Source organism: Rhizobium sp. K33 (assembly GCF_056501445.1).
On sequence record NZ_CP096478.1, the window covers coordinates 3,084,777 to 3,103,704 of the forward strand.

Annotated in this window: 17 protein-coding genes; 14 read left to right on the forward strand and 3 right to left on the reverse strand. The window is 62.3% G+C overall.

The genetic code is table 11. The features are described from left to right. The first annotated feature begins 64 nt into the window (after window positions 1-64). On the forward strand, window positions 65-1,981 hold the full coding sequence (locus M1E12_RS15075) for a 1-deoxy-D-xylulose-5-phosphate synthase (protein WP_479562375.1): 1,917 nt from the start codon (window positions 65-67) through the stop codon (window positions 1,979-1,981). A 120-nt stretch (window positions 1,982-2,101) separates the two neighbouring features. Next, window positions 2,102-3,013, forward strand: a complete 912-nt coding sequence (locus M1E12_RS15080) for a cobalamin B12-binding domain-containing protein (protein WP_310243490.1) — start codon at window positions 2,102-2,104, stop codon at window positions 3,011-3,013. 19 nt (window positions 3,014-3,032) lie between these two features. On the opposite strand, the gene treZ is transcribed toward M1E12_RS15080, so the two are convergent. The 3 genes from treZ to M1E12_RS15095 all read right to left on the reverse strand — a co-directional run bounded on the left by treZ (window position 3,033) and on the right by M1E12_RS15095 (window position 6,779). Next, window positions 3,033-4,802 carry a malto-oligosyltrehalose trehalohydrolase gene (gene treZ, locus M1E12_RS15085; protein ID WP_479562376.1) on the reverse strand — a complete coding sequence of 590 codons (1,770 nt, stop codon included), beginning with the start codon at window positions 4,800-4,802 and terminating at the stop codon, window positions 3,033-3,035. A gap of 78 nt (window positions 4,803-4,880) precedes the next feature. Then, window positions 4,881-6,023, reverse strand: a complete 1,143-nt coding sequence (locus tag M1E12_RS15090) for a Gfo/Idh/MocA family protein (protein WP_479562377.1) — start codon at window positions 6,021-6,023, stop codon at window positions 4,881-4,883. A gap of 36 nt (window positions 6,024-6,059) precedes the next feature. Beyond that, entirely contained in the window at window positions 6,060-6,779 is a 720-nt protein-coding gene (locus M1E12_RS15095; protein ID WP_479562378.1) for a GntR family transcriptional regulator, read from the reverse strand. Between the two features lie 93 nt (window positions 6,780-6,872). On the opposite strand from M1E12_RS15095, the gene M1E12_RS15100 reads away from it, so the two are divergent. The 12 genes from M1E12_RS15100 to glnT all read left to right on the forward strand — a co-directional run bounded on the left by M1E12_RS15100 (window position 6,873) and on the right by glnT (window position 18,928). Further along, window positions 6,873-8,030 (forward strand): LLM class flavin-dependent oxidoreductase, encoded by a 1,158-nt coding sequence (locus M1E12_RS15100; RefSeq protein ID WP_479562379.1) that lies wholly within the window; start codon window positions 6,873-6,875, stop codon window positions 8,028-8,030. Then, entirely contained in the window at window positions 8,030-8,923 is an 894-nt protein-coding gene (locus tag M1E12_RS15105) for an aldo/keto reductase (RefSeq protein ID WP_479562380.1), read from the forward strand. Before M1E12_RS15100 ends, M1E12_RS15105 begins: the two co-directional genes overlap by 1 nt. Beyond that, the gene (gene smoA, locus M1E12_RS15110; RefSeq protein ID WP_479562381.1) at window positions 8,923-9,441 is read left to right on the forward strand and encodes an NADH-dependent FMN reductase SmoA; all 519 of its coding nucleotides are present in this window, start codon (window positions 8,923-8,925) and stop codon (window positions 9,439-9,441) included. Before M1E12_RS15105 ends, smoA begins: the two co-directional genes overlap by 1 nt. A gap of 193 nt (window positions 9,442-9,634) precedes the next feature. Further along, on the forward strand, window positions 9,635-10,225 hold the full coding sequence (locus M1E12_RS15115) for a TRAP transporter small permease (RefSeq protein ID WP_479562382.1): 591 nt from the start codon (window positions 9,635-9,637) through the stop codon (window positions 10,223-10,225). Next, window positions 10,225-11,514 carry a TRAP transporter large permease gene (locus M1E12_RS15120; protein ID WP_479562383.1) on the forward strand — a complete coding sequence of 430 codons (1,290 nt, stop codon included), beginning with the start codon at window positions 10,225-10,227 and terminating at the stop codon, window positions 11,512-11,514. The genes M1E12_RS15115 and M1E12_RS15120 overlap by 1 nt, the downstream gene beginning before the upstream one ends. Window positions 11,515-11,537: 23 nt before the next feature. After that, window positions 11,538-12,593, forward strand: a complete 1,056-nt coding sequence (locus tag M1E12_RS15125) for a TRAP transporter substrate-binding protein (protein ID WP_479562384.1) — start codon at window positions 11,538-11,540, stop codon at window positions 12,591-12,593. 155 nt (window positions 12,594-12,748) lie between these two features. After that, entirely contained in the window at window positions 12,749-13,738 is a 990-nt protein-coding gene (locus M1E12_RS15130; protein ID WP_377344432.1) for a YeiH family protein, read from the forward strand. Window positions 13,739-13,819: 81 nt separating this feature from the next. Next, window positions 13,820-14,479: a helix-turn-helix domain-containing protein gene (locus tag M1E12_RS15135; RefSeq protein WP_479562385.1), complete on the forward strand. Its 660-nt coding sequence runs from the start codon at window positions 13,820-13,822 to the stop codon at window positions 14,477-14,479. A gap of 89 nt (window positions 14,480-14,568) precedes the next feature. Continuing rightward, on the forward strand, window positions 14,569-15,474 hold the full coding sequence (locus M1E12_RS15140) for a class II glutamine amidotransferase (RefSeq protein ID WP_479562386.1): 906 nt from the start codon (window positions 14,569-14,571) through the stop codon (window positions 15,472-15,474). Between the two features lie 28 nt (window positions 15,475-15,502). Then, window positions 15,503-16,189 (forward strand): protein GlxC, encoded by a 687-nt coding sequence (locus tag M1E12_RS15145; RefSeq protein WP_479562387.1) that lies wholly within the window; start codon window positions 15,503-15,505, stop codon window positions 16,187-16,189. A 14-nt stretch (window positions 16,190-16,203) separates the two neighbouring features. Further along, window positions 16,204-17,532 carry an FMN-binding glutamate synthase family protein gene (locus tag M1E12_RS15150; RefSeq protein ID WP_479562388.1) on the forward strand — a complete coding sequence of 443 codons (1,329 nt, stop codon included), beginning with the start codon at window positions 16,204-16,206 and terminating at the stop codon, window positions 17,530-17,532. 88 nt (window positions 17,533-17,620) lie between these two features. Further along, window positions 17,621-18,928 (forward strand): type III glutamate--ammonia ligase, encoded by a 1,308-nt coding sequence (gene glnT, locus M1E12_RS15155; protein WP_479562389.1) that lies wholly within the window; start codon window positions 17,621-17,623, stop codon window positions 18,926-18,928.

The following is an 18,928-nucleotide window of genomic DNA, read 5'->3' on the forward strand; positions in this document are numbered from 1 at the left end:
TACTCAGGTAAGCGCTGACTGACAGTGTCGATGTGGCACTCGATGAAGCAGGGCACCGCGGGATATGGGCTCTGCTTGGGAGGAGAGCACAGTGGACTTGTCTCGTGCAAATGACATCGCCACTCCCTTACTCGATCGAGTTCAAGGCCCTGACGATCTGAAATCTCTGGACCGCCAGAGACTCGTCCAACTGGCCGACGAATTGCGGGGCGAAACCATCCGCATCGTATCGGAAACGGGCGGGCATCTGGGCTCGAGCCTTGGTGTGATCGAATTGACGATCGCGATCCATGCCATCTTTGAAGCGCCCCGCGACACGATCATCTGGGACGTCAGTCACCAATGTTATCCGCACAAGATCCTGACCGGCCGCCGCGCGCGGATGCTGAGCCTTCGCAAGAAGAACGGCCTGTCTGGCTTTACCCGCCGCGCAGAAAGCGACTACGACCCCTTCGGCGCCGCCCACTCCTCCACCTCGATTTCGGCAGGCCTTGGATTTGCGACCGCGCGGGATCTGACGCATGAGCAGGGCCATGTCGTGTGCGTCATCGGGGATGGAGCAATGTCTGCCGGCATGGCATTCGAGGCCATGAACAATGCGGGCAGGTCCGGCCGGCCGATGATCGTCATCCTGAATGACAATGACATGTCGATTTCCGCATCGACCGGGGCCCTGTCGCAGCACCTTGCCGCCGTGCGGGACGGTTCGGGCGCAAACTCCGGCAATCTCTTCGAGAACTTCGGCTTCGACTATCACGGTCCCGTGGACGGTCATGATCTGGATACCCTCTTGCCCCTCTTGGCGAGACTGCGAGACGCCCGGAACGGCCCCGTCCTGCTGCACGCGGTCACCCGCAAGGGGGCGGGCTACGCACCCGCCGAGTCGTCCGGCGACAAATATCACGGGGTAAACCCGTTCGACGTCCACACGGGCGTTCAGGCCAAGGGCCAGCCCAAGGCGCCGAGCTACACCAAGGTCTTCGCCGATGCCCTGATCCAGGAAGCAAGCCATGACGACCGGATCGTGGCGATCACGGCGGCCATGGCGGCGGGCACGGGCATCGATCGCTTCGAGGCGAGTTTTCCCGAGCGCACCTTCGATGTCGGGATCGCCGAACAGCACGCGGTGACCTTCGCCGCCGGTCTTGCTGCGGCGGGCATGAAGCCCTTCTGCGCGATCTATTCAACGTTCTTGCAAAGGGCCTATGACCAGATCGTCCACGATGTCGCCCTGCAGCACCTTCCCGTCCGCTTTGCGATCGATCGCGCCGGCCTTGTCGGCGCTGACGGACCGACCCATGCCGGGTCCTTCGACATTCTCTGTCTCGCAAATCTGCCGGGCTTCACCGTGATGGCTGCCAGCGATGAGGCGGAACTGGTCCACATGGTCGCGACCGCCGCGGCCCATGATCATGGCCCCATCGCCTTCCGCTATCCCCGCGGCGAGGGAACCGGCGTGGCACTGCCGACCAGAGGAGAAATTCTCCCCATTGGCCGGGGAAGGATCATCGAACAAGGCAGCCAGGTGGCCCTTCTGTCTTTCGGCACAAGGCTCGCGGACTGCCTGAAGGCGCGTCGACTTCTGGCTTTGGAGGGGATCTCCGCAACCGTCGCAGACGCGCGCTTTGCAAAGCCGCTGGATACGGCACTTCTCGCGGATCTTGTCGACAATCATACGATGTTGATCACGATCGAGGAGGGCGCCACAGGCGGCTTTGGCGCCCTCGTTCTCCACCATCTCGCCAACCGGGGCATGCTGGACGGCCGCTGCGCCCTGCGCACCATGACCTTGCCGGATACATTCATCGCGCAGGCAAGCCCCGATGACATGTACGAAGAGGCGAAGTTGACCGCCCGTCACATCGCGGCCCTTGCGCGCAGTGGGCTCGGCATCGCAAGGCCCAATGCGGATCTACGCCGGTCGACAATGGCCGGCCAGGCCGAACTGCCTGCACGTCTGCACCGTGCCGAAGATCGCTGACTAAACCGTAAGGCGGTAAAACACGTATACGACCACGCGAAGTTTGGCGAAGAAGAAAGAATGAAGTACTATCCCATCGGGATGAGCGGATAAGCCCAAGCCGATGACCGGGAGGGTGATATGGCGGGTGACAAGAAGGGGGGATCGTCGGGAGGCCCTCCGTATACGGACGGTAAGCCTGAACTATCCAAAGCCGACAACAAGCTGACAAGCCTCGAGCAGCGCATTCTCGAAAGCGCGATCCGCGGAGCCGTACCACGGTTGGTGGGAGCAAGCCATCCGGACCTGTCGACGCATCTCCACGACGGCGAAATGCCGCCGGAAATCGATTTTCATCTTCACCCTGAACTGGATCCGAAGGCCCGCGAACTACCGGGAACTGACAAGGCGATCGGCTTTCGCGCGGCACTGACACAGGCCCTGATCCAGCCCGATCCGCGGGCGCATCGGGAGATCATTGAGGAGTTGCAGCGCAGCGAACTGCCGATGCATACCCTCGCGATCCAGCTTTTCTCTCCGGTGGCCGCTCACCTCGGTCGCCTGTGGTGCAATGACGAGACGGATTTCATCCAGGTCGCGATTGCTTCGACACGCCTCGGCATGATCGTCAATCATCTGTCGCAAAACCGCAGCCAGACGATCCGGGATCGCCAGAAGGCGCGCCGTGTTCTGCTCGCTCGAACGCAAGGCGCCATGCACACGATCGGGGTCTCGATCGTTGCTTCCTGTTTCCGCGACATGGGCTGGGATGTCGATGGCGGTGCCGATCTCGAACTCAACGACAGCCTCTACATGCGCCTGTCCAACTCGTCCTACAGTCTTCTCGGCATCTCGGTCGGCCAGATCGATGAAGTCGACGAATGTGCGTCTGCCATTCGCCGCATCCAGTCGAACCGCAGCCTGTCTGCCATGAAGATCGCCGTCGGCGGGCCGGCGGTCATGAAAAACCCGCAGGCCTTCGGAGGTATCGGAGCCGACATGGTGGCCCGATCCGCCCTTGAAGTCATGCACCTCGCAGATCGCATGGGCTGAGGCCCCCAGCCCAATCTCCTCATTGCTTGATGCCAAAGACCAGCGACCAGGGACCAAGACCATCCGGCTTGTGCTCCCCCTGCGCGTAGACAACATCGACCAGATCGCTTTCCATATGCGTCTCGACAGCACCGTCCGTCGGGTTGGCCACGAGAATATAGGATCGCCCGTCATTGAGCGGCCACTCGACCCGGATGGCCGCGCTATCGAGCGCGTGGCGCCCACCTTGATCCATAAGAGGAAGCAAAGGCGCGACGCGTTCCCGCCGGAGCGTGATCAACTGGCGATAACGGTCGATCCAGGTCGTGCCGGGCGCGGATGTCGCAGCCTCCCAATCGAGAATACCCGAGTGGAATGTCTCCTCCGAGGTGGGATCGAGAACATGTTCACCGTCAAAGCCCGGAAGCTTGGACAATTCCTGTCGCCGGCCTTTTCGTACGGCTGCGTTCAATTCCTCGTCGAAGTCGCAGAAATAGGGAAAAGGCCGCTGCGAACACCATTCCTCGCCCATGAAGAGCATGGGGATCTGAGGTGACAGCAGAACGATCGCCACGGCGAAGGCGAGCGCTGCCTCCGGCAGGGTCGCCATGATGCGGTCGCCATTCGCGCGATTGCCGATCTGGTCATGATTGTGGAGAAAGGAGATGAAGGCGACTGGCGCAATATGGCTGCTGGGCTGGCCCCTCGTCTCGCCACTGAAGGACATCACCTGGCCTTGGAAGACGAAGCCTTCGGCAAGCGCCCTTGCCAGCGCCGGACCCGCTTCTTCGTAATCACCATAATACCCGAAGGTCTCTCCACTGGTTGCCACATGCAGCGCGTGGTGGATGTCATCATTCCATTGTGCGTTGAAGAGAGGGGCGTCTGAGCCTGATCGCTCTAGTAGACGCGGGTTGTTCTCCTCGTTCTCGACAATGAGATGAACATGTCGATCCCCAAGACGCTGCCTGACGCGCATCGCCAACTCGTCGAGAAAATGCGGCGTGCTGTCGTCACGGATCGCATGCACCGCATCGAGCCTCAGCCCATCAATCCGATACTCCTCGAGCCAGTAAAGTGCATTTTCGATCAGAAATGCGCGAACCATCTCGCTCTGTTCATCGTCGAAATTGACCCCGTCACCCCAGGGTGTCTGATGATGCGGCGAGAAAAGTGGCGCATAGGCCGCCATGAAATTGCCGGACGGTCCGAAGTGATTGTAGACGACGTCGAGAAAGACGGAGATCCCCCTCTGATGCGCGGCTTCCACGAGCGCGACGAGATCGTCCGGCCGCCCGTAGGCGCTGTCGGGCGCGTAAGGCAGCACACCGTCATAACCCCAGTTGCGGCTTCCCGGAAAGTCCGCGATCGGCATGAGCTGGATCGCCGTGATGCCCAGGCCGGCGAGATGGTCGAGCTTCTCGATCACCGCTCGAAACGTCCCCTCTTCCGTGAAGGTGCCGACATGCAGCTCGTAGATCACCATATCGGCCCAGGGTCTGCCCTGCCAGATCGGATCTGGTCTGCGGTAGTGTGAGAGATCGACCAATTCACTCGGGCCGAAGACGTCCTCGGGCTGGTGGCGGCTGGCGGGATCAGGGACAACCAACCCGTCCGGCAGATGGAACCGGTACCGCATGCTGGGCTTTGCCTCGGCTACCAGAAGATGGAACTGGCCGTCGGACTGCCGCTCCATCTCTCTTGTTGCTGTTCCCTCTAGTTCCAGGAAAACCGTGTCACACCGTGGCGCCCATAGCCGAAACAGAACCCCGTCATCCCTGATAACGGGGCCGAAAACATATTCGTTCACCACTGGCTCTCCTTGCGCTCGCACAAGGGCTCCAACGCCGCAACGAACGAATTGTTCGCGCGCTGATCAGGCCGCCATTCAGGCCTGCAACGACAACTTCTGCTTGACGCGTGCTTCTGGCGAAAATGCGAGCGGGAAGCTCACGGCCTGCCCCGTTTCGGCCGAGTGCTGCGCGGCAAGTCCCATCGCGACCGCCCACCATCCGTCATCGAGGGCAACTTCAACGGGATGCTCGCCCCGCACCGCTTTCTGGAAGCGCTGATGCTGGTAGAAGGTCGAGCCATTGTGGTCGCCGGCCTCCAGCAATTGCGGATCGACCGGGATCTCGACAACATGCGGGCCCTTAGGATCCCGCGGCGAAACGATCACCTGGGCGATCGGAGGCTCTCCGAGGTGTTCCGGCCAGAAGCGACCCGGCCCGGGCACAAGGCATTCGATCTTGCCCTTTGGCCCCACCGCCGAGATCTCCTCCTGATAGCGTGCGCCCTCAGCAAACATGCAAAGCTCCAGCATGGCGCGCGCACCGGAGGCAAAGTCGACGATGACATAGGCATTGTCCCAGATGTCGGACCGCTTGCCGTCATAGACCTCGTCGAGGTGGTTCACCGACTGCCCGCCCGAAGCCATGATGCGGACGGGATCGGACTTCAGGATATGTCGCATCAGGTCGAAGAAGTGGCAGCATTTCTCGACCAGGGTGCCGCCGGTATTGCGGTTGAAGCGGTTCCAGTCGCCCACCTTTTCGAGGAATGGGAAGCGATGCTCGCGGATCGTCAGCATGCGGATGCCGCCGGTCGCCTCGTCCGCCTGCGCGATCATCCGCGCGACAGGGGGCATGTAGCGATATTCCATGGCGACCCAGATCGGCGCCGGATAGGCCGCCCGCAAGGCCGCCAGACGCGGTGCATCGGCGGGATCCGTAAAAAGCGGCTTCTCGACAAGGACCGGCAGCGGGCGAATGGCGGCGATCTTCTCCATCTGCTCGAGATGGAGGTAGTTGGGGCTCGCGATCAGCAGGCAGTTCACCTCTTCGACCGCAAGCAGATCCTCGACCGAGTCGACCATCCTGGCCGCAGGAACGGTCGCCGACGAGAGGGCGCGCATGCCCGGATCGGGTTCGAAGATTGCCGCAACCGATGCGTCCTGAAGCAGGGCGATGTTGCGCAGATGCTCCTGCCCCATCATGCCGCAACCGATGATCCCGTATCGAAGTCCTGTCACTATTTCCTCCTGATTGGACCGCTCCCCGCGGCCCTGTCATTTCAACCGCGCGACATAGCGCGCGACGGTGTGATCGAGCCATGTCCGCGACACTTCTGCGCGAACACCCTCCTGGTCCTGACTGATGCGTTGAATATGAACGATGGGCGCACCGGCCTTCTGGCCGAAAGCCTCAGGCGCCCAATCCGGCACCGCATCCAGTCCGATCTGGTCCTCTGCCCGCGCAATCCAGAGCGAGAGCTTGGTGCGGTAGAAGAGATAAAGGGATTCGGAGACCGCCTCCGGGTCGATGGCCTGGATATAGGAGCCATCGAGCCAGATCTCTTCCAGCGCCGCCGGCCGACCGGACAGACGGCGCAGGCGCCGGATGCGGTGGGCTTCGCTGGAGATGCCGAAAGTCGGCAGGTCCGCCGGCTTCGGCAGGCGATCGATCGACAGGATCTCCGCCGTCGGCAGACCGCCGCCCCCGAGCAGCTCCAATCGGAACATGGCGTAAACCGATTTGGGATCCGAGATCGCCCGCACGTAGTTCCCCGAGCCCTGGATGCGCTCCAGCAGCCCGCGGTTTTGAAGCTCCGCCAAGGCTTTGCGCAGGGTGCCGACGGCGATGCCGAGCTCCTCTGCCATATCCCGCTCCGGCGGCAGCCTCTCCCCATCGATCAGCCGTCCTGCTGCGATGTCACGCACCAGGAGTTCGGTGATCTGGACGTAGATCGGCAGGCTGCCGGGAGGCTGCGTTGCGGAATTCTGTGGCACTTCGGTATCGCCGGGAAAAAATTGATACACTATTGATCTACATCAATTCGAGTGTTACGCAAGAAGAAAGTTGGAGCCTTGGAGGAGACCTCAATGACTGTCGTACCCGTCACATCGGCCGATCTCGATGGCGCGGAAGTGTCGTGGTTCGCTGCACTCTGCTCTGACGATTATCAATTTCTCGGCGTGCCGGACGGCGCGCTTCGGTCGAGCTGGGAACACTGCTCGGACATCGTGAAGAAGGCCGAGCAGCTCGGCTTCCGCAACATTCTTTGCCCGTCGTCCTACCAGGTCGGTCAGGACACGCTGAGCTTCGTCGCCGGCTGCGCACCGATCACATCCAAGATCAACATGCTGGCCGCCATTCGCTGCGGCGAGATGCAGCCGATCATGCTGGCCCGCACAGTGGCGACGCTCGACCATATGCTCAAAGGTCGTTTGACGCTCAACGTCATCAGCTCGGATTTCCCTGGCGAAGTCGCCGACAGCGCCTTCCGCTACAAGCGCAGCCACGAGGTCGTCGAGATCCTCCGCCAGGCCTGGACTCGCGACACGATCGACCATGAAGGCGAGGTCTACCAGTTCCAGGGCGTTTCGACCGAGCCCGCCCGCCCATACCAGCAGAACGGCGGCCCCCTCCTCTATTTCGGCGGGTATTCACCGGATGCGCTCGAACTCTGCGGCGCGCAATGCGACGTCTATCTGATGTGGCCGGAAAAGAAGGAGCAGCTCGCCGAACGCATGAAAGCCGTGCACGCACGCGCTGAAGCCCATGGCCGAACGCTGGACTACGGCTTGCGCGTCCACATGATCGTGCGCGACACGGAGAAGGAAGCCCGCGAATATGCGGATTACATCGTCTCCAAGCTCGATGACGAATACGGCAAGCTGATCCGTGACCGCGCCCATGACTCGATCTCGCTCGGCGTCGCCCATCAGGCCCGCGCCCGCGAACTCGCCGACCAGTTCGGTTACATCGAGCCGCATATGTGGACCGGAATCGGTCGGGCCCGCTCCGGCTGCGGTGCCGCCCTTGTCGGCTCGACGGACCAAATTCTTTCGGAGCTGGAAGAATATCGGAAGATGGGCATCCGCGCCTTCATCCTGTCCGGTTATCCGCATATCGACGAAGCGGTGCATTTCGGCACCAAGGTTCTGCCGGAACTCAAGACCGTCTCGCTCCCCCACGCCTATGGCCGCGTTCCCGCAGAAATGCCTGCCACCCCTCTCGGAAATGGAGTTCGCCGCTGATGCTGCGCGTCAATCTTACCCCTGATCTCACCTTCAGCCGCCTCGTCTATGGCATGTGGCGCATCGGCGACGATGCCGACACCTCGCCGCAGCATGTGCAGGCCAAGATCGAGGCCTGTCTTGCTCAGGGCATCACGACCCTGGATCAGGCCGACATCTATGGCGGCTATACCGCTGAAGCGATTCTCGGCAACGCCCTGAAGGCCGCGCCCGGCCTGCGCGACAAGCTCGAGATCGTCACCAAGTGCGACATCGTCGCGCCCGCCGGCCGTCACTCGGCGGCACGCGTCAAGTATTACGACACCTCGGCCGCTCATATCACCGCCTCGGTCGAAGCCTCGCTGACCGACATGGGCACGGACCATGTCGACTTGCTGCTGATCCACCGCCCGGATCCCCTGATCGATCCCGACGAGACCGGACCGGCACTCGACGCGCTGATCGCCTCGGGCAAGGTGCGCGCCGTCGGCGTATCGAACTTCCGCCCCTGGGACTTCTCGCTCCTGCAGTCGTCGATGGAGAACAACCTCGTCACCAACCAGATCGAGATGAGCCTGCTCGCGACCGATAGCTTTGTGAACGGAGACCTTGCCTATCTGCAAGAGCGCATGGTTCCGCCCATGGCCTGGTCGCCGCTGGGAGGCGGTCGTCTCCTGGATGGCTCGAAGCCGGAACTGCTTGCCGCCCTCAAGCGGATTGGCGCAGAGCATGGCGTGGACGAGACGGCCGTCGCAACAGCCTGGCTGCTGCGCCATCCGGCGACGATCCTTCCGGTCATGGGCACCAATTCGCTCGACCGCATTGCAAAGATTGCCGACGCCACCAAGGTCGAGATGGACCGCCAGACCTGGTTCGAACTTTACACGCTCGCGATCGGTCGGGAGGTCGCCTGATGATGGCAGCCAATGACATTCATGCCTTGGAAGCCGTCTTCATTCCGGAGGCGGACAACCATCGCGCCTATCGCAATGCGCTTGGAAGCTTCACCACCGGTGTGACCGTGGTGACGGCAATGACCGCTGACGGCCCCATCGGCATGACGGTCAACAGCTTTGCCTCGGTGTCGCTGGACCCGCCGCTGGTCCTCTGGTCGCCGGCCAAGAGCTCGTCCAGGTACGGTGCCTTCACGGGCGCCCGGCATTTCGCGATCCACGTGCTGAGCGCAGATCAGGACCATCTGAGTGCTGCCTTCACCCGTGGCGGCAGCGGCTTTGACGGGATCGACGTCAGGTTCAACGACGAAGGCGTGCCGGTTCTGCCGGGCACGCTGGCCCGTTTCGAATGCGTCGAGCAGGCGCAACATGACGCCGGTGATCACACGATCATCATCGGCAAGGTGCTAAGGGTTGCACATCGGCAGGGAGAACCGCTGTGCTTCTCAGGGGGACGGTTCGGACGCTTCGCCGTCTGAGACGCAATGGGAGGAGGTCGTCGGCGGCATGAAACACATGCTGCGGCGGAACGATTGAGGACGATCCGGAACAAGTCCGCAAGGAGGAAATTACTCCCCGCGGACCTGAAAGGGGAACAGCCGTGTTTGCACGGCGGGCAAGAGTTTTCGATAGTTGCGCCGAATTGACCGATGACAAGTAACGGGTGGAGACATGAAGGCACTTTCGAACCTGACCAATCTGCTCGGCCGGCTGAATGCCGCCGTGCTGACGGTCGGACTATGGCTGGGGGCCGGTGCCCTCGGCATCATGCTCGTTTTCATCCTGATACAGGTCTTCTTCCGCTACATTCTGGGCAACGCCCTTCCCTGGAGCGAGGAAGCTGCCCGTTTCCTGATGCTTTGGATGACCGGTCTGATGGTGCCGACGGCGTTCCGCCAAGGCGGCTTCGTGGCCATCACCATGGTTCTCGACATCTTCCCGCGCATGGTCGGCAGCCTTATTGCCCTGCTGTTCCTGGTGCTCTCGATCGTGCTGCTATACGTCGGCATGCGCATCGGCTGGGCGGAGGTGACCGGGCTCGGGGGCCGTTTCGCCATGCCGGCAATTGCCGTCCCCACCTCTCTCGACCTCAGCACCTGGATGAAGGTACCGCGCGGCTGGATGATGGCATCGCTGGCGACGGGTGTGACCATGATGTTCGTGGTCAACATCGAGCTCATCCTGCGCAGCGTGATCGAGCTCGCCGGACATGAAAAGTCGCTGGAGCCGGTGGCCTCCCTCGGCGGGTTGGGGGCCGAGTGATGCTGAGCCTTTTCCTGCCCCTGTTCATGGTTCTCCTGCTGCTCGGTTTCCCGATCGTATTCGGCCTGATTGCAGCGCCCGGCATTCTCCTCTGGCTGAACGGCCAGGAACGTGACATCGTCCTGCTCTATCGTAATGTCTATAACGGTATGGACAGCTTCCCGCTGATGGCCATCCCCTTCTTCATGCTGGCGGGTGAGCTGATGAACCGGGCCGGCATCACCACGCGCCTGGTGGAATTCGCCCAGGCGCTGATCGGCCACCTGCGCGGCGGCCTTGCCCACGTCAACATCCTCTCCTCGATGCTGTTTGCCGGTCTTTCAGGCTCTGCGGTCGCGGACGTGTCGGCGCTCGGCTCGATGCTGATCCCGGCCATGGAGAAACAGGGCTACACGAGACGTTTTGCCACCGCCGTCACCGCCGCTTCCTCGATCATCGGCCCGATCATCCCGCCATCCGGCATCATGATCATCTATGCCTATGTGATGGGCGAGAGCGTTGCGGCACTGTTCCTGGCCGGCATCGTCCCCGGCATCCTGATCGGCCTCAGCCTGATGGTGATCGTCTACCTGCTTGCCGATCGCGAGAACCTGCCAGCGGCAACGACCCGGGCCACCTGGCCGGAACGTGGACGCGCCAGCCTCAACGCCTTCTGGCCGTTGATGACCCCCGTCATCATCATGGGCGGCATTCTCGGCGGCATTTTCACGCCAACGGAAGCCTCGGCCGTAGCGGTCGGTTACGCCATCTTCATAGGCCTCTTCGTGCTGCGCACGCTGAAGATCGGCGATATGCCGAAGATCCTGATGCGGGCTGCCATGACCTCGGCGGTCGTCCTGCTGCTGGTCGGCGCGGCCATGGCCTTCAAGACGGTCGCCAGCCTGTCGCACACCCCGGAACTGCTGGCCTCGATCATTCTGAGCCTCAGCGAAAACCCGCTGGTCCTGTTGCTGCTGATCAACCTTCTGCTCTTCGTCGTCGGCATGTTCCTGGATGCGGGCCCCGCGATCATCATTCTCGGCCCGATCCTCGGACCGATCTTCACCCAGATGGGTGTCGATTCCGTCCACTTCGCCATCATCATGGCGGTCAATCTGACCGTCGGTCTTCTAACCCCACCCATGGGCCTGGTACTCTTCGTCTCGTCTTCGGTCTCAGGTCTGAAGGTTGAAACGATTGCTAGGGCCACCTTGCCATTCCTGGCGGCGGAAATCGTCGTGATCTTCCTGATCACCTATTTCCCGGCCTTGACCCTCACGCTCCCGCGCCTCGCGGGCTTCGTCGACTAACTTGAGAACAGGGAGGAACCACAATGCTCAAGTCCATGTTGAAAACCTTGCTGCTGGCCAGCGCGCTCACCATCACCGGTGTCGCACAGGCGGCAGACATCACGCTTCGCGCCACCGCAAACTCCAACGAGAACGACGAGGACTATGACGGCCTCGTCGTGTTCAAGAACTATGTCGAGAACGCCTCGAATGGTGCGATCGCCGTCGAACTCTTCATCGGCACCCAGCTTTGCGCCACCGGCGAGGAATGCCTCCAGGGCGTCGCCGACGGCTCGATCGACATCTACATCTCCACGTCGGGTGGTGCTGCCGGCCTTTTCCCCTACATCCAGGTTCTCGACCTGCCTTACCTGATGAGCGATGACCGCGTGGCCGAAACGGTGCTGACGGGTGATTTCACCCGGAAGCTGCGCGAAAAGGCGCTGGCCGACAGCGACAACAAGATCCGCCTGATGACCATCGGCAACACCGGCGGCTGGCGGAACTATGCCAACACGCAGAAGACGGTGAAGACGCCGGAAGACCTGAAGGGTCTGAAGATGCGCACCGTGCCGGCCGACCTGCCGCAGCAGGTTGCAACCGCCGTGGGTGCCGCACCGACCCCGATCCCGTGGCCGGAACTCTTCACCTCGCTGCAGACCGGCGTGGTCGAGGGCACTGCCAACGGCATCACCGACATCATGTCGATGAAGTTCCCGGATGCAGGCCTCAAGCACCTGACGCTCGATGGTCACAGCTACATGGGCGCCTTCTGGTGGATGTCGAACGATCGTTTCCAGGGTCTAACGCCGGAACAGAAGCAGGTCGTGGTTGACGGCTTTGCCGCCCTCCAGCAGGCAACCTTCGCCTCGCCGAAGCGCAAGGAGATCGCTGCCTACCAGGACTTCGCCAAGGCCGGCGGCGAGATCTATGTGCCGACCGCCGAAGAGAAGGAAGCCTTCAAGACGGCCGTTGCTCCTGTCTTCGACTGGTTCAAGTCGAACGTAACCGGTGGCGCCGAAGTCTTCGACCTCTTCACGGCGGCCGTTGCCGATGCGCAGAAGAAGGTTGACGCAGAGCGCGCAGCCGATTTGAACTGATTACCAAGGGGATGCGCGGTCCTTCCGCGCATCCCATTCCGCCGCCCTTGGCATCATCCATGCCAGAATTCGCCGGGCGATCCCATCAGAGGTGTTCCATGCCAGATCCGTCCACTGCCTCGCCCGAGCTAGAGCGAGACAGCCGCCCCATGACCATGCGTGAGCGCTGGCAGACTTTGTTTCCGGGTCTGTCCGTCACCGTCCTGATCGCTTTGGCGTCGGCCTTTCTGTCGGAACACTACGGCGCACCGGCGATGTTGCTCGCCATCCTGATCGGCCTCGCCCTGCACTTTCTGGCTGAAGACCCGAAGACGGCTGCCGGGCTCGACTTCGCCTCGCGTACGGTGCTGAGGCTCGGCATCGCGCTGCTCGGGCTGCGCGTCAGTGTCGCGATGTTTGCGGAACTGGGTGCTGCCGTCATCGCCATGATCGTCGGCGCGGTTCTGCTCACCATCCTCTTCGGCATTCTCGCCTCGCGCCTCTCGGGACAGGGCACGCAGTTCGGCGTGCTCACTGGCGGCGCGGTCGCCATCTGTGGCGCCTCGGCGGCACTGGCGATCTCCGCGACATTGGGCAACCGGAGCAAGGAAGCCGACCAGCAAATGGTCTTCACCGTCATCGGCGTGACGATGCTGTCGACACTCGCCATGATCTTCTACCCGATCCTGGCAAGCCTCGCCGGGCTCGACGACCACCAGACAGGGATCTTCCTGGGTTCCACCATTCATGACGTCGCGCAGGTCGCCGGTGCAGGTTTCTCCGTCTCGGTACCAGCCGGTGAAACGGCGGTTTTCGTGAAGCTCATCCGCGTCACCATGTTGGCACCCGTCGTGCTGGTCGCCGCCCTCGCCTTCCGCCGCACGGTTTCCGGCGACGTCAAACGCCCACCCCTCTTGCCCGGCTTCGTGGTCGCCTTCCTTCTGCTCGCTGCCCTGAACTCGCTGGTCAGCATCCCGCCCCTAGTCGGAGAATGGGCCGGCATGATCTCGCGCTGGGCGCTGCTCGTCGCCATCGCAGCCGTCGGCGTGAAGACCTCCCTGCCGGAAGTGTTCAAGATCGGCGGACGCGCAATCGGCCTGTTGGTTGCCGACACCGTCTTCCTGGCGGCACTTGTTCTGGCTGTTCTGGTCTTCGTCGGCCTGTGACGAACGGATAGCGGAGCATTGGGCTGACGCGCAGAATCCGCTAAGGCATCGGGTGACGTTGGCGGAGTGTGAGGAGGATTTATGGCCAGGAAGACCAAGAAAGCGCCCGGTGCTTCAAAGCCTGCACTGACGCAGGATCCTCATGCCGTCCGTGAGCCTCGCGCCAACAATCTCGAAATGGCGATCGGCCACGAGGTGCGCACCTATCGCAAGAAACTCGGCATCACCGTGGCAGACCTCGCTGCTGCGACCGGCATGTCGGTCGGCATGCTCTCGAAGATCGAGAACGGCAACATCTCGCCCTCTCTGACCACGCTTCAGGCGCTGTCGAAGGCACTAGGCATGCCGATCACCGCCTTCTTCCGTGGCTTCGAGGAGCCGAAATCGGCAAGTTTCGTGAAGGCGGGTGAAGGGGTCAATCTGGAGCGACGCGGAACCCGCGCCGGTCACCACTACAGCCTGCTTGGCCATATCGAGAACAACACCTCCGGTGTTGTGGTGGAGCCCTACCTCATCACGCTGAACGCTGAATCGGACATCTTTCCGACCTTTCAGCACGAAGGCATGGAGTTCCTCTACATGCTCGAGGGCGAAGTGGTCTATCGCCACGGTGACAGCCTCTACCGGATGCAGGCAGGCGACAGCCTGTTCTTCGACGCCGATGCTCCACACGGGCCGGAAGAACTGGTGAAATTGCCGGCCCGCTACCTCTCCATCATCTCCTATCCGCAGCGACGATAGTTGCCCTTCAGGAAAACTTTATTCCTTTCGATTGATTTTCTCGGATGCCGCTGCTAGCCCTTTCTCCAGAGACTTTGGAGGGCGTGGCCATGTGCGGGATTGTAGGTCTGTTTCTCAAGGATAAGGCGCTGGAGCCCCGGCTCGGCGATTTCCTCTCGGACATGCTGATCACCATGACCGATCGCGGGCCGGACTCGGCCGGCATCGCGATCTATGGTGGCGTTGACGGGAAAAAGGCCAAGGTGACCATCCAGTCTTCCGCGCCCGAGAGCGATTTTTCTGATCTCGCCGATGACCTGGCCAAGGCCGGCATGGATACCGAAGTTGCGGTCAAGAGCACACACGCGGTGATCTCCATCGACGCCGGCCGGCTGAGCGAGATCCGGGAAACCCTCAGAGATATCCGCCCGAATGTCCGCATCATGGGCTCCGGCGAAAGCGTCGAGATCTTCAAGGAAGTCGGCCTTCCCAAGGATGTCGTACAGCGCTTCGGCGTCCGAGCCATGGGCGGCACCCACGGCATCGGCCACACCCGCATGGCGACCGAAAGCGCCGTCACGACACTCGGCGCGCACCCATTCTCGACAGGGGCCGACCAGTGCCTCGTGCACAATGGCTCGCTGTCGAACCACAACAACCTGCGCCGCGAGCTAATCCGCGAAGGCATGTCCTTCGAGACCCAAAACGACTCGGAAGTGGCCGCTGCCTATCTCACAGCCGAGATGGCCAAGGGCAAGGATCTCGGCGAAGCCCTGACCGGCGCTCTCGATGATCTCGACGGCTTCTTCACCTTCGTCGTCGGCACCAAGACCGGTTTCGGCGTGGTGCGCGATCCGATCGCCTGCAAGCCGGCCGTCATGGCCGAGACCGACCAGTATGTCGCCTTCGGCTCGGAATACCGCGCGCTCGTCAATCTGCCGGGCATCGAGACCGCCCGTGTCTGGGAGCCGGAGCCAGCCACCGTCTATTTCTGGGACCATGAAAAGGCCGCCTGATCCGCGATACACCAAGAAAGCTTGCAGAATGCCGACCTTCGATCTCTCCCATACCCCGCTACGAGAACTGAACAGCGCGCTCCACAATCTTGGCGCAGGGTCGAACGACACCCTGTTCGAAGTGGTGAATCCGCGTGGCCATCATGCTGTCGCCGTCGGCATCGATGCGCCCGTGACGGTCGAGGTGAAGGGATCGGTCGGCTACTACTGCGCCGGCATGAATGACGGCGGCACCGTCACCATCCATGGCTCGGCAGGGCCAGGTGTCGCCGAAAACATGATGTCTGGCACGGTGGTCATCAAGGGCGATGCCAGCCAGTATGCCGGCGCCACCGGTCGCGGCGGCCTGCTCGTCATCAAGGGCAATGCCGCCTCCCGTTGCGGCATCTCGATGAAGGGTATCGACATCGTGGTGTACGGCTCGATCGGCCACATGTCGGCCTTCATGGGTCAGTCCGGCCACCTCGTCGTCTGCGGCGACGCCGGCGAAGCGCTCGGCGACAGCATCTATGAGGCAAAGCTCTTCGTACGCGGCTCGGTGAAAAGCCTCGGTGCCGACTGCATCGAGAAGGAAATGCGCCCGGAGCATCTCGCAAAGCTCGCCGAACTGCTGGGCAAGGCCGGCGTGACGCATGCAAAGCCCGAGGAGTTCAAGCGCTACGGTTCGGCCCGCAAGCTCTACAATTTCAACATCGACAATGCCGACGCGTATTGAGGCGAGGACAGGCCATGAGCTACCACAACCCCTTCACCCCGCCGCGCAAGTCCTCCACCTTCGATGACCACACACTCGCCGAAATCCGCCGCGCTGCCGCAACCGGCATCTACGACATCCGCGGCGGCGGCACGAAGCGCAAGGTGCCGCATTTCGACGACTTGCTCTTCCTCGGCGCCTCGATCTCCCGCTATCCGCTCGAAGGCTATCGCGAGAAATGCGATACCTCGGTGGTTCTCGGCACGCGCTTTGCGAAGAAGCCGATCGAACTGAAGATCCCGATCACCATTGCCGGCATGAGCTTTGGCGCGCTTTCCGGCAACGCCAAGGAAGCGCTGGGCCGCGGCGCGACGCTCGCGGGCACCTCGACAACAACCGGCGACGGCGGCATGACCGACGAGGAGCGCGGCCACTCCGAAAAGCTCGTCTACCAGTATCTCCCCTCCCGCTACGGCATGAACCCTAGGGATCTGCGTCGCGCTGACGCAATCGAGGTGGTAGTCGGCCAGGGCGCCAAGCCCGGCGGCGGCGGCATGCTGCTGGGGCAGAAGATCTCCGATCGCGTTGCCCAGATGCGCAATCTGCCGATGGGCATCGACCAGCGCTCCGCCTGCCGCCATCCGGACTGGACCGGCCCCGACGACCTCGAGATCAAGATCCTCGAACTGCGCGAGATCACCGACTGGGAAAAGCCGATCTATGTGAAGGTCGGCGGCGCCCGCCCCTATTACGACACCGCGCTTGCCGTGAAGGCCGGCGCCGATGTCGTCGTGCTCGACGGCATGCAGGGCGGAACGGCCGCCACCCAGGACGTCTTCATCGAACATGTCGGCATGCCGACGCTCGCCTGCATCCGCCCTGCCGTCCAGGCGCTTCAGGACCTTGGCATGCACCGAAAGGTTCAGCTGGTGATTTCCGGCGGTATCCGCTCCGGCGCCGATGTCGCGAAGGCCCTGGCCCTTGGCGCTGATGCGGTGGCGATCGGCACGGCAGCGCTCGTCGCGATCGGCGACAACGACCCGAAATGGGAAGAGGAATACCAGAAGCTCGGCACCACAGCCGGCGCCTATGACGACTGGCACGAGGGCAAGGACCCCGCCGGCATCACCACCCAGGATCCCGAGCTTGCCGCTCGCCTCGACCCGGTCGCCGCTGGACGGCGGCTCGCCAACTACCTGAAGGTCATGACGCTGGAGGCCCAGACCATCGCCCGCGCCTGCGGCAAGAACAAGCTGCACAATCTGGAGCCGGAGGACCTCTGCGCGCTCACGATGGAGGCCGCCGCCATGGCCCAGGTGCCCCTTGCCGGCACCAGCTGGTATCCCGGAAAGGGAGGTTTCTAACCACCTGAATGGCCGCATCCTGATACCACGGATGCGGCCATTCTTCTTTCAACCGATGTGTCTCAATCCATAAAAACAGGGGAACGACGTGACACAGGATCTGGCAGGCTTCGCCAAGGAGCGGGGCATCAAATACTTCATGATCAGCTATACCGACCTCTTTGGCGCCCAGCGCGCCAAGCTGGTGCCCGCTCAGGCCATCGCCGATATGCAGAAGGAAGGCGCGGGCTTTGCCGGCTTTGCCACCTGGCTCGACCTGACACCCGCCCATCCCGACCTTTTCGCCATCCCTGACGCCTCATCCGTCATCCAGCTGCCCTGGAAGCCGGAGGTCGCCTGGGTCGCTGCCGACTGCATGATGGACGACCAGCCCGTCGCCCAGGCGCCGCGCGTGGTGTTGAAAAAGCTGGTGGCAGAAGCCGCGGATATGGGGCTTCGCGTCAAGACCGGGGTCGAGGCAGAATTCTTCCTGATCTCGGCTGACGGCGACACAATCTCTGATCAGTACGATACCGCCGAGAAGCCCTGCTACGACCAGCAGGCGCTGATGCGCCGCTACGACGTTATTGCCGAGATCTGCGACCACATGCTGGCGCTTGGCTGGAAGCCTTACCAGAACGACCATGAGGACGCGAACGGCCAGTTCGAGATGAACTGGGAATACGACGATGCCCTGAAGACGGCGGACAAGCATTCCTTCTTCAAATTCATGGTCAAATCCGTCGCCGAAAAGCACGGGCTGCGCGCCACCTTCATGCCGAAACCCTTCAAGGGCCTGACCGGCAATGGCTGCCATGCGCATGTCTCGGTCTGGGATCCCGACGGCAAGGTGAATGCCTTTGCCGACAGGGACATGCCCTTCGGCCTCTCGGCCAAGGGCAAGACCTTCCTCGGCGGCATCATGAAACACGCCTCGGCACTGGCTGCGATCACCAATCCGACGGTCAATTCTTACAAGCGCATTAACGCGCCACGCACGGTCTCAGGCGCCACCTGGGCACCCAACACCGTCACCTGGACCGGCAACAACCGGACCCATATGGTCCGCGTGCCCGGCCCCGGTCGCTTCGAACTCCGCCTGCCCGACGGCGCAGTGAACCCATATCTGCTGCAGGCGATCATCATCGCGGCGGGTCTGAGCGGCCTCAAGAGCAATGCCGATCCCGGCCCCCACTATGACATCGACATGTACCGCGATGGCCATACGGTGAAGGATGCGCCGAGGCTGCCTCTGAACCTGCTCGACGCGCTGCGCGCTCTAGAGCAAGACGATGAGTTGAAGGCAGCGCTCGGCTCTCAGTTCTCCGAGGCCTACCTAAAGCTCAAGCATGACGAATGGAACAGCTATTGCGGTCATTTCACCGCCTGGGAGCGCCAGACAACCCTCGATGTCTGA

What these genes read in the sequence shown, in the direction of transcription:
- M1E12_RS15140 (WP_479562386.1), top strand. Translation starts at nt 14,569, where the DNA reads ATGTGCGGGATTGTAGGTCTGTTTCTCAAGGATAAGGCGCTGGAGCCC.
- M1E12_RS15130 (WP_377344432.1), top strand. Translation starts at nt 12,749, where the DNA reads ATGCGTGAGCGCTGGCAGACTTTGTTTCCGGGTCTGTCCGTCACCGTC.
- M1E12_RS15135 (WP_479562385.1), top strand. Translation starts at nt 13,820, where the DNA reads ATGGCCAGGAAGACCAAGAAAGCGCCCGGTGCTTCAAAGCCTGCACTG.
- M1E12_RS15075 (WP_479562375.1), top strand. Translation starts at nt 65, where the DNA reads ATGGGCTCTGCTTGGGAGGAGAGCACAGTGGACTTGTCTCGTGCAAAT.
- M1E12_RS15105 (WP_479562380.1), top strand. Translation starts at nt 8,030, where the DNA reads ATGCTGCGCGTCAATCTTACCCCTGATCTCACCTTCAGCCGCCTCGTC.
- M1E12_RS15120 (WP_479562383.1), top strand. Translation starts at nt 10,225, where the DNA reads ATGCTGAGCCTTTTCCTGCCCCTGTTCATGGTTCTCCTGCTGCTCGGT.
- M1E12_RS15145 (WP_479562387.1), top strand. Translation starts at nt 15,503, where the DNA reads ATGCCGACCTTCGATCTCTCCCATACCCCGCTACGAGAACTGAACAGC.
- M1E12_RS15150 (WP_479562388.1), top strand. Translation starts at nt 16,204, where the DNA reads ATGAGCTACCACAACCCCTTCACCCCGCCGCGCAAGTCCTCCACCTTC.
- M1E12_RS15100 (WP_479562379.1), top strand. Translation starts at nt 6,873, where the DNA reads ATGACTGTCGTACCCGTCACATCGGCCGATCTCGATGGCGCGGAAGTG.
- M1E12_RS15125 (WP_479562384.1), top strand. Translation starts at nt 11,538, where the DNA reads ATGCTCAAGTCCATGTTGAAAACCTTGCTGCTGGCCAGCGCGCTCACC.
- smoA (WP_479562381.1), top strand. Translation starts at nt 8,923, where the DNA reads ATGATGGCAGCCAATGACATTCATGCCTTGGAAGCCGTCTTCATTCCG.
- M1E12_RS15115 (WP_479562382.1), top strand. Translation starts at nt 9,635, where the DNA reads ATGAAGGCACTTTCGAACCTGACCAATCTGCTCGGCCGGCTGAATGCC.
- M1E12_RS15080 (WP_310243490.1), top strand. Translation starts at nt 2,102, where the DNA reads ATGGCGGGTGACAAGAAGGGGGGATCGTCGGGAGGCCCTCCGTATACG.